The following is an 8906-nucleotide window of genomic DNA, read 5'->3' on the forward strand; positions in this document are numbered from 1 at the left end:
CGTTCAGCTCCCTGCTCGGCGTTACCGGAGTTGGATGGAGAAGTTGGCTTCGGTAGACGTCGCTTCACTGTTAAACCAGCGGGAGGTGACGGTCTTGGTTTCGGTGTAGAAACGCACTGCCTGCTTGCCGTAAGCGTGCTGGTCACCGTAGAAGGAACCTTTCCAGCCAGTGAAAGAGAAGAACGGCAGGGGCACCGGGATGGGAATATTCACACCCACCTGGCCGACTTCGATTTCGTGCTGGAAGCGGCGGGCAGCACCACCGTGGTTAGTGAAGATAGACGTTCCGTTGCCATAAGGACTGTTGTTGATCAGCTCGATGGCTTCGCCAAGGTCGTTCGCGTTCATACAGGTGAGCACCGGGCCGAAGATTTCTTCTTTATAGATGTCCATTTCCGGCGTGACTTCGCTGAACAGGGTGGGCCCTACCCAGTTACCGTCCGGCAGGCCATCCACTGTGCAGCCGCGACCATCCAGCATCAGCTTCGCACCCTGGGCTTCGCCGGTGGCGATCAGGGCTTCAACCCGCTCCTTGGCCCTCGGGCTAATCACCGGGCCATAGCTGGCACCGGAGTCGTTCCAGGCACCCGGGCGTACCTTCGCCATGGCTTCCTTGAGTTCCGGAATCCACTCTTGCGCCGCGCCTACAAACACCGCCACGGAGATAGCCATGCAACGCTGGCCGGCGGCACCCACAGAGGCACCCACCAGGGCATTGATCACCTGCTGCTTGTCGGCATCCGGCATGATGACCATGTGGTTCTTGGCGCCGGCAAAGCTCTGCACGCGCTTCATGTTGCGGGTGCCGGTTTCGTAGATGTAGCGGCCGACCGGTACCGAACCCACAAAGGAAATTGCCTTGATGGCGGGATCGTTCAGCAGGGTGTCCACCTGCTCCTTGGCACCGTGTACTACCTGCAGAACGCCCTTGGGCGCACCGGCTTCTTCGAACAGTTCCGCCAGGCGCATCGGGGTCAGCGGGTCCTGCTCGGACGGCTTCAGTACAAAGGTGTTACCGCAGGCGATGGCCATGGGGAACATCCACAGGGGAATCATGGCCGGGAAGTTGAACGGGGTAATACCAGCGCAAACGCCCAACGGCTGGATCCAGGAATGGGTGTCCACTTCCCGCGCGACGTTTTCAACAGTCTCGCCCATCATCATGGACGCCACGTTGGCGGCATGCTCTACCACTTCGATTCCGCGCCAGACATCGCCCTTGGCGTCGTCAAAGGTCTTGCCGGTTTCCTGGGACAGGATTTCGGCAATCTCGTCGTGATGTTCTTTCAGCAGCGCCTGGTAACGCAGCATGACCCGGGCCCGCTGGGATACCGGTGTTTCTTTCCAGCTCTTGAACACCTCACCGGCGTTGTCGATGGCCTTGCGCATTTCGTCTGCCGTGGCGCAGGGCACCTGGGCGATGACTTCGTTGGTGGCCGGGTTGGTCACGTCGATCCAGTTCTGGGTCTGGCTCTGAACAAATTCACCAGCAATAAACTGAGGTACTTTTTTCATGAGGATGGTCCCTGTTTGTTGTTGTCCGGGAGTGCCGTGGCCCGCTGAATAACGCAGCGGACCTGGCGATGATTTTCCAAAAGACTAGCACGCTCCTTGCCGCCTGATGATTGACTAAGTTTCGCCCATGATGGATTATTTTTCGATGACCAGTCATCAAAGCACCAAGCCATCCGCGCAAACCTCCCAGTGGCCTGTTCCTGCAGACAGCGTTCGCTATGTGGTTCCGGAGCCCATCGTCCGCCAACTGGCGCACCACCCACTTACCCGGGAGCTGTACCCGCTGGCGTTCGGCCATTACCGGCGGGCGGCGGGCCATCACATGCATCGGGAACACCATCGTGACAATCTTTTGATCTATTGCACCGATGGCAAAGCTTTTCTGAACGTGGCGGGCGAACCTTACACCGTCAGCGCCGGCGACCTGTTGCTGCTGCCGGCCGGCGCCAGCCACCGCTACACCGCAGACCCGGACAATCCATGGACTATTCACTGGGTGCATTACACCGGCCCGCTGGCAGCGGAGTTTGGTGACTACATGGGGTTTGATGACAACACCCGAGTGCTCCATCTGGGGCGCCAGCCCCGCCTGCTGGTAGACTTCAACGGCCTGCTGTCGGTTCGCCAGACCGGCTTCCGCACCAAGGGGCTGATCCACGCCAGCAATCGCCTTCGACAGCTGCTGAGTGCCGTCCCCATGAACGTGGATGAAACCAGCCAGGCCCGGCAAGCCGAGCTGGACACCCTTCACAACTACATGCGCGAACACCTGGAAGAGCGACTGACCTTGCAGCAACTGGCCGAACTCAGCGGGCTATCACCGGCCCATTTCGCCACCCGTTACCGGGAACAGACCGGCACCTCACCGATTCAGCATTTCCTGCACCTGAAGGTGGAGCGGGCCTGCGAACTGCTGGACACCACCAGCCACACCTTCGCTGACATCAGCCGGCAACTGGGTTACGACGATGCCTATTACTTCTCCCGGCTGTTCAAAAAGGTAATGGGCAAATCCCCCAGCGACTACCGGCATACCGCCAGGCACTGACCCATTGGCGCAGATAGCCTGGCTCCCTGGCCCGACTGCAATTGGCAAGGCGACAAAATTCCGGTATCACACAGGCTTCACTTATTCATTCGGGAGGCGCAGATGCAGCCACTGGACATTCAGGTAGTTGACCAGGCCATCAGCTGGTGCGATGGCGGTCAGGATTTCTGGCTATGTACGGTACTCAGTACCTTCGGCTCCTCTCCCCGGGCGCCGGGCTCCTGGCTGGTGGCACAGGCCAATGGCGACCATTGCGGCTCGTTGTCAGGCGGCTGTGTGGAAGAGGACTTTCTCGAACGCCTGCAGGAAGGCGAATTCCAGGGCCGCATCAACCGAATCCGCTACGGTGCCGCCGATGGCCTGAACAATCCCAGAGTCAGCCTGCCCTGCGGCGGCGTTCTGGATGTGCTGATCGAGCACTTTCCCGCCTCCGCCTCATCCCGGGAGCACTTCCTGGCACTTCGGGCCGCCTTGAGCGGCCAGGGCCATGTGGTTCGAAAGGTTTGCCTTAAAACCGGCGAAGCCAGTGTCGAACCAGACCGGGAAACGGGCCAGAAAGTGATGGAAGACGAAGCAACCGCCACCCTGAAACTGCGGGTGGGGCCGGTATCCCGGTTGATCATTGCCGGCTTGTCGCCGGTGGCCACCGCCTGCGCCAGCTTTGCCCACAGCCTGGGTTTCGAGGTGATCGTATGTGACCCGCGCCAGGAAGAAGTCTGCAACTTCAACGTACCCGGCGTTACCCTGCGCCAGGAGTTGCCCTCCGTGTGGATTGCCCGCGAAGGCTGCCACGGAGCAACCGCGGTGGTTGCCCTCACCCACGACCCGAAGATTGACGACACCGCCCTGATGGAAGCGGTGAAAACCGACGCCTTCTACATCGGCGTGATGGGTTCTTTACGCACCTCGGAAAAACGCCGGGAGCGTTTACTGCGCATTGGCGGGCTGAACGAGCAGCAGGTTGAGCAAATCCGCATGCCCATCGGCCTGAATATCGGCAGCAAGACACCGGCGGAGATTGCTCTCGCAGTGATGGCAGACATCATCCGGGTTCGCGAGGGCATCCCGCCGCATAAAGTTGTCAGCAGGTTAACGCCAGTCACTCACTAGGGCATGGTAGTCCGCAAAGAATCGCCCAAAGCTCAAATACCGGCCCCGATGATCCACCAGCTCCATCGCATCAAAAGCCTCAACAAAGGCCCGGGATTCACCGGTGCTGATTACCCCTCGATAATCGCCTGTCCAGTCCATGTACTGCACCAGGTCCAGCAGCAGGGTCATCGTCAGGGCGCCATTGGCCTGCTCAAGGTACCGGTATGCCAGGGCGTAGTGTTCAAAGCGGTAGCTGACGTTGCCAGCCTCGCTTCGTGTGGCATCTCGCAGCGGGCTGTAGTCGTAGTGCTGGTAAGCCGGGGCAACCGGATCACCGGCCACAAGGGCGGCCTGGCCTTCCGCAAACCAGTACGGCAGCAGGGGAACCGCGGCGCTGTAATGGCTCAGGTTTTCCTGAACGTAATGGGCCAGCTCGTGGGTGAATATCTGCCCGGCCTCATAAGGCCAGCTTCTGTGATATGGCGCGATGGCCACCGCTGCGAGGGTTCCCAATGCCAGGTTGACATTTGTCACCCGCGAGCTCAGACACCCCACAATCCGCTCAGGATAGGGCACCTCGGCACTGCGCTCATCCACAAAGTCCCGCCAGGTCATTTTGAACCGGTTTAATACACCGTCTATGCGGGTATTCAGTTCTGTGGCCGCGGCTCGGAAGCTGTTTTCGCTATAGGCAGGGGAACCGTATACACGAACCCGGCCATCGGCGGTTTCGAAGTACAGAGTTTCACCGATGCACACCTCGGCTTCGTGGTTCAGGCTCCAGCTTTCATCGGGGAAATAATGGCCGGTGTCCCTGGCATCCAGGAAGTAGCCCCGGCTATAGCTCGGCTCGTCGTAGTAACGATCACCCGACGTGGCACTGACCTTACAGCCAGACAGCACAACTGCTGCCAATGCCAGCAATCCTCCCACCCTCAACCCTGGCAACTTCAGCATCTGTTTGCTCCAGATTCGATTGTTTGGATCTATAGTGACCAAGATACCCAGCCGTGTCCGTCAACCAGTGTAAAAACAAGGTAAAGGCCGCCGCCCCCGCCACGATTCGGGGCGTACGCACAACCCCCGATCCCGCCAGTGAAATTTATGTAGCGCACACCCCCACATCGTGTTAAAAATCGCTCGGATCCCACCAGAACCGCGTGCGTCCTGCACGTTTTGTATCCATCCCTTTTCAGTGAGGGACACCATCCAATGTTCAAGTTGTGTAAGCCACAGGCGCTTGCCGCCGCTGTTGCGTTGTCTCTGGGTGCCTCTTCGGTTTTTGCTGCCGGAGAAGTGCGTGTTTACAACTGGTCTGACTACATCGCCGAGGACACCCTGGCGAAGTTCACCCAGGAAACCGGCATCAAGGTTGTCTACGACGTTTACGACAGCAACGAGGTGCTGGAGGCCGCCCTGTTGTCTGGCCGCTCCGGTTACGACCTTGTTGTGCCCTCCAACCACTACGTAGCCAAGCAGATTTCTGCCAAGGCTTTTGTAGCACTGGACCACAGCAAGCTGCCGAACATGGCTAACCTCAACCCGGACCTGATGGACGACCTGGAAAAAGTCGACCCGGGCAGCCAGTTCTCCCTGCCGTACCTCTGGGGCACCAACGGCTATGGCTACAACGAAGGCCGCATCCAGACCATCCTGGGCGACAGCGCCCCGACCGATTCCTGGGCTCTGGTGTTTGATCCCGAAGTGACCGGCAAGCTGGCCGCCGGTGGTTGTGGCATTGCCATGCTGGATTCCGGTGAAGAGATGGTTCGTGCCGCCATGGCCTACATCGGCCTGGACCCGAACAGCAACAACGCCGACGACATCAAGAAAGGCGGTGAAGTGATCAAGGCGGTACGCCCGAACATCACCTACTTCCATTCATCCCGTTACATTGGCGACCTGGCCAACGGTGACCTGTGCGTAGCTGCAGGTTACTCCGGCGACATCCTGCAGGCCGCTGCCCGTGCTGAAGAAGCCGGGAACGGCAACGTTATCCGCTACACCATCCCCAAAGAGGGCGCGGTGCTGTGGTTTGACATGATGACCATTCCAGCCGGCGCGCCGAACGTGGAAAATGCTCACAAGCTGATGAATTTCCTGCTGCGTCCGGAAATCATCGCCGATGTGACCAACTACGTGTGGTACGCCAACCCGAACAAACCGGCCAACGAGTTTGTGGACCCGGAAATCCTCAATGACACCAGCATCTACCCCACCGACGAGGTGATGAAGAAGCTGTACATCATGGAAGGTCGGCCACAGGACGCGCAGCGCCTGATGACCCGCACCTGGACCAGCGTGAAATCCGGTCGCTGACGGTGGCCGTGACCAACAATACCTCCGCGCAAGCGGAGGTGCTCCTCAGCATCAAAGGCATTTCCAAGAGCTTCGACAGCACCCTGGCGGTGGACGACGTGAGCCTGGACATCCACAAGGGCGAGATCTTCGCCCTGCTGGGTGGTTCGGGCTCTGGCAAGTCCACCCTGCTGCGCATGCTCGCGGGCTTTGAAACCCCGGATTCCGGCCGCATTGTGCTGGACGGCCAGGACATCACTGCCCTGCCCCCGTACCTGCGCCCCACCAATATGATGTTCCAGTCCTATGCCCTGTTCCCCCACATGGCGGTGGAGCAGAACATTGCCATGGGCCTGAAACAGGACAAACTGCCGAAAAGCGAAATCGCCGACCGGGTGGCGGCCATGCTCAAGCTGGTAAAAATGGAGGCCTACGGCAAGCGCCGGCCCCAGCAATTATCCGGTGGCCAGCAGCAACGTGTGGCCCTGGCCCGCTCGCTGGCGAAGCGCCCGAAGCTGTTGTTGCTGGACGAGCCCATGGGCGCGCTGGACAAAAAACTGCGCACAGAAATGCAGCTGGAGCTGGTAGATATCCTGGAGAAAGTGGGCGTGACCTGCCTGATGGTGACTCACGACCAGGAAGAAGCCATGACCATGGCCAGCCGCATTGCCATCATGTCTTACGGCCGGATTGCCCAGGTGGGCTCGCCCATTGATATCTATGAGAGCCCGAACAGCCGCATGACGGCGGAGTTCATCGGCTCGGTGAATATCTTCGAGGCGAACATCCTGGAAGACAACTCCGACAGCATCTCGCTGACCAGCGACCTGCTGGACGCACCGGTGTTTATCGACCGGGGTGTAACTACGCCCGCAGAAACCACCGAAACCCTGATCGCCCTGCGCCCGGAAAAGATCTACCTGACGACCGAGAAGCCCGAAGGCGACACCAACTGGAGCTGCGGCACAGTAGACAACATCGCCTACCTGGGCGACATCACGTCTTACTACGTGAAGCTGGCCAGTGGCAAGCGGGTTCAGGCCACCATGGCCAACGTGGAGCGCCGGGGCGAGCGGCCCACCTGGGGTGATCAGGTGTATGTGTCCTGGGAAGCTTCCAGTCCCATTCTGCTCTGGAACTGACGCCATGACCAAGAAGCTTCTGGCAACCCCCTTCGCCGAGCGGGTGCGGGCAGTGGTATTCCACCGGCGAGTCGTGTTCGGGGTACCCTTCGCCTGGTTGCTGCTGTTCTTCCTGCTGCCGTTTGCGCTGGTGCTGAAGATCAGCCTGACCTCGGCGGTCATGGCGATTCCACCTTACGAGCCGGTGTTCCGTTGGGTAGACAACACCCTGTCGGTGGTGGTCAATTTTGGCAACTACCTGTTCCTGGCCTCCGACAGCCTGTACATCGCCGCCTACTGGGGCTCGGTGAAAACTGCGTTCCTGGCCACCCTGTTCTGCCTGCTGATCGGCTACCCCATGGCCTACGCCATGGCCCGGGCGCCCAAGCACTGGCAACTGGTGTTACTGCTGATGGTGATGCTGCCGTCCTGGACCTCGTTCCTGATCCGCGTGTACGCGTGGATGGGCATTCTCGGTAACCAGGGCCTGCTGAACACGTTCCTGATGTGGCTGGGGCTGATCGATGCGCCACTGAAAATGCTGAACACCAACTTTGCGGTGATTCTGGGCATTGTCTACGCCTACCTGCCGTTCATGATCCTGCCCATCTACACCAATCTGGTGAAGCTGGACGTACGCCTGCTGGAAGCGGCGTCGGATCTTGGCTGCCGTAGCCTGACTACTTTCTGGGCGATCACTTTGCCCCTGTCCAAGGCCGGCATCCTGGCGGGCTCCATGCTGGTATTCATTCCGGCGGTGGGCGAGTTTGTGATTCCGGAACTGCTGGGCGGGCCGGATACCCTGATGATCGGCAAGGTACTGTGGGAAGAGTTCTTCAACAACCGCGACTGGCCGGTAGCCTCTTCGCTGGCGATTGTGATGCTGGCATTGCTGTTGATTCCGATTGTGCTGTTCCACCGTTTCCAGGCTCGGGAGATGGAAAAGAATGGTTAAGCTGAAAGCCCCCGGCTTCTCAAAATCCATGCTGGTACTGGGCATGCTGTTCCTGTACCTGCCGATGGTGGTGTTGATCGTTTACTCGTTCAACGCCTCGCGGCTGGTTTCGGTATGGGCCGGATTTTCCACGAAATGGTACGGCGCGCTGTTTGCCAATGAGCAAATCCTGTCTGCCGTCTGGATGAGCCTGCGCATTGCCTTCTACTCCGCCAGCATGGCGGTGTGCCTGGGCACCTTGTGTGCGTTTGTGATTACCCGGTTCAAGAAGATGCGCGGGCGCACGCTGCTGTCCAGCATGATCACGGCGCCACTGGTGATGCCGGAAGTGATCACCGGTTTGTCGCTGTTGCTGCTGTTTGTGCAGATGGCGCAGCTGATTGGCTGGCCGGTGGACCGTGGCATGGCGACGATCTGGATTGCCCACACGACCTTCTGCAGTGCTTATGTGGCGGTGGTGGTGAGTGCGCGGTTGCGGGAGGTGGATTTGTCCATCGAGGAAGCAGCCATGGATTTGGGTTGTACGCCGCTCAAGACCTTCTTTGTGATCACGCTGCCGGTGATTGCGCCGGCGCTGGTGTCAGGCTGGCTGCTGGCGTTTACTTTGTCGCTGGATGATCTGGTGATTGCCAGCTTTGTGTCCGGGCCGGGAGCGACGACTTTGCCGATGGTGGTGTTTTCGTCTGTGCGGATGGGGGTGTCGCCGGAGATTAATGCGTTGGCTACTTTGATTATTGCGGCGGTTTCGGTGATTGCCTTTATTGCCTGGTTCTGGATGCGGCGGGCGGAGAGGCGGCGATTGCGGCCTCGGTAGGTGGATGGTTCTGGCTTGGGCTCCTATCCGTTTGGTTGTGGGGGCGGGGTTATGCTTGGGTTC

8 protein-coding genes are annotated in these 8906 nt (G+C 59.5%); 6 read left to right on the plus strand and 2 right to left on the minus strand.

What is annotated here, in order from left to right; all coding sequences use genetic code 11:
* Positions 1-21: 21 nt before the first annotated feature.
* Positions 22-1515 carry a CoA-acylating methylmalonate-semialdehyde dehydrogenase gene (locus LWH94_RS17415; RefSeq protein ID WP_232903060.1) on the minus strand — a complete coding sequence of 498 codons (1494 nt, stop codon included), beginning with the start codon at positions 1513-1515 and terminating at the stop codon, positions 22-24.
* A 127-nt stretch (positions 1516-1642) separates the two neighbouring features.
* Here LWH94_RS17415 and LWH94_RS17420 point away from each other — a divergent pair, with 127 nt between their 5' ends.
* Both LWH94_RS17420 and LWH94_RS17425 read left to right on the plus strand, forming a co-directional pair.
* Positions 1643-2563 (plus strand): AraC family transcriptional regulator, encoded by a 921-nt coding sequence (locus LWH94_RS17420; protein WP_094625862.1) that lies wholly within the window; start codon positions 1643-1645, stop codon positions 2561-2563.
* Positions 2564-2665: 102 nt separating this feature from the next.
* Positions 2666-3673: an XdhC family protein gene (locus LWH94_RS17425; protein WP_232903061.1), complete on the plus strand. Its 1008-nt coding sequence runs from the start codon at positions 2666-2668 to the stop codon at positions 3671-3673.
* Here LWH94_RS17425 and LWH94_RS17430 read toward each other — a convergent pair.
* Positions 3653-4612 carry a hypothetical protein gene (locus LWH94_RS17430; protein WP_232903062.1) on the minus strand — a complete coding sequence of 320 codons (960 nt, stop codon included), beginning with the start codon at positions 4610-4612 and terminating at the stop codon, positions 3653-3655. The two genes, LWH94_RS17425 and LWH94_RS17430, sit on opposite strands and share 21 nt — an antisense overlap.
* 255 nt (positions 4613-4867) lie before the next feature.
* Here LWH94_RS17430 and LWH94_RS17435 point away from each other — a divergent pair, with 255 nt between their 5' ends.
* Genes LWH94_RS17435 through LWH94_RS17450 form a run of 4 tightly spaced genes read left to right on the plus strand, consistent with a single transcriptional unit; the run spans position 4868 to position 8843 of the window.
* Positions 4868-5974, plus strand: a complete 1107-nt coding sequence (locus LWH94_RS17435; RefSeq protein ID WP_232903063.1) for a polyamine ABC transporter substrate-binding protein — start codon at positions 4868-4870, stop codon at positions 5972-5974.
* A gap of 8 nt (positions 5975-5982) precedes the next feature.
* A complete protein-coding gene (potA, locus tag LWH94_RS17440) occupies positions 5983-7095 on the plus strand; it encodes a polyamine ABC transporter ATP-binding protein (RefSeq protein WP_442915008.1) in 1113 nt (370 codons plus the stop codon).
* Between the two features lie 4 nt (positions 7096-7099).
* Entirely contained in the window at positions 7100-8029 is a 930-nt protein-coding gene (locus LWH94_RS17445) for an ABC transporter permease subunit (protein ID WP_232903065.1), read from the plus strand.
* The gene (locus tag LWH94_RS17450; protein WP_232903066.1) at positions 8022-8843 is read left to right on the plus strand and encodes an ABC transporter permease subunit; all 822 of its coding nucleotides are present in this window, start codon (positions 8022-8024) and stop codon (positions 8841-8843) included. The genes LWH94_RS17445 and LWH94_RS17450 overlap by 8 nt, the downstream gene beginning before the upstream one ends.
* Positions 8844-8906 lie beyond the last annotated feature (63 nt).

The organism is Marinobacter sp. G11 (genome assembly GCF_021282325.1).
GTDB classification, from domain to species: Bacteria; Pseudomonadota; Gammaproteobacteria; order Pseudomonadales; family Oleiphilaceae; genus Marinobacter; species Marinobacter vinifirmus.

What these genes read in the sequence shown, in the direction of transcription:
- LWH94_RS17430 (WP_232903062.1), bottom strand. Translation starts at nt 4,612, where the DNA reads ATGCTGAAGTTGCCAGGGTTGAGGGTGGGAGGATTGCTGGCATTGGCA.
- LWH94_RS17420 (WP_094625862.1), top strand. Translation starts at nt 1,643, where the DNA reads ATGATGGATTATTTTTCGATGACCAGTCATCAAAGCACCAAGCCATCC.
- LWH94_RS17445 (WP_232903065.1), top strand. Translation starts at nt 7,100, where the DNA reads ATGACCAAGAAGCTTCTGGCAACCCCCTTCGCCGAGCGGGTGCGGGCA.
- LWH94_RS17425 (WP_232903061.1), top strand. Translation starts at nt 2,666, where the DNA reads ATGCAGCCACTGGACATTCAGGTAGTTGACCAGGCCATCAGCTGGTGC.
- LWH94_RS17435 (WP_232903063.1), top strand. Translation starts at nt 4,868, where the DNA reads ATGTTCAAGTTGTGTAAGCCACAGGCGCTTGCCGCCGCTGTTGCGTTG.
- LWH94_RS17450 (WP_232903066.1), top strand. Translation starts at nt 8,022, where the DNA reads ATGGTTAAGCTGAAAGCCCCCGGCTTCTCAAAATCCATGCTGGTACTG.
- LWH94_RS17415 (WP_232903060.1), bottom strand. Translation starts at nt 1,515, where the DNA reads ATGAAAAAAGTACCTCAGTTTATTGCTGGTGAATTTGTTCAGAGCCAG.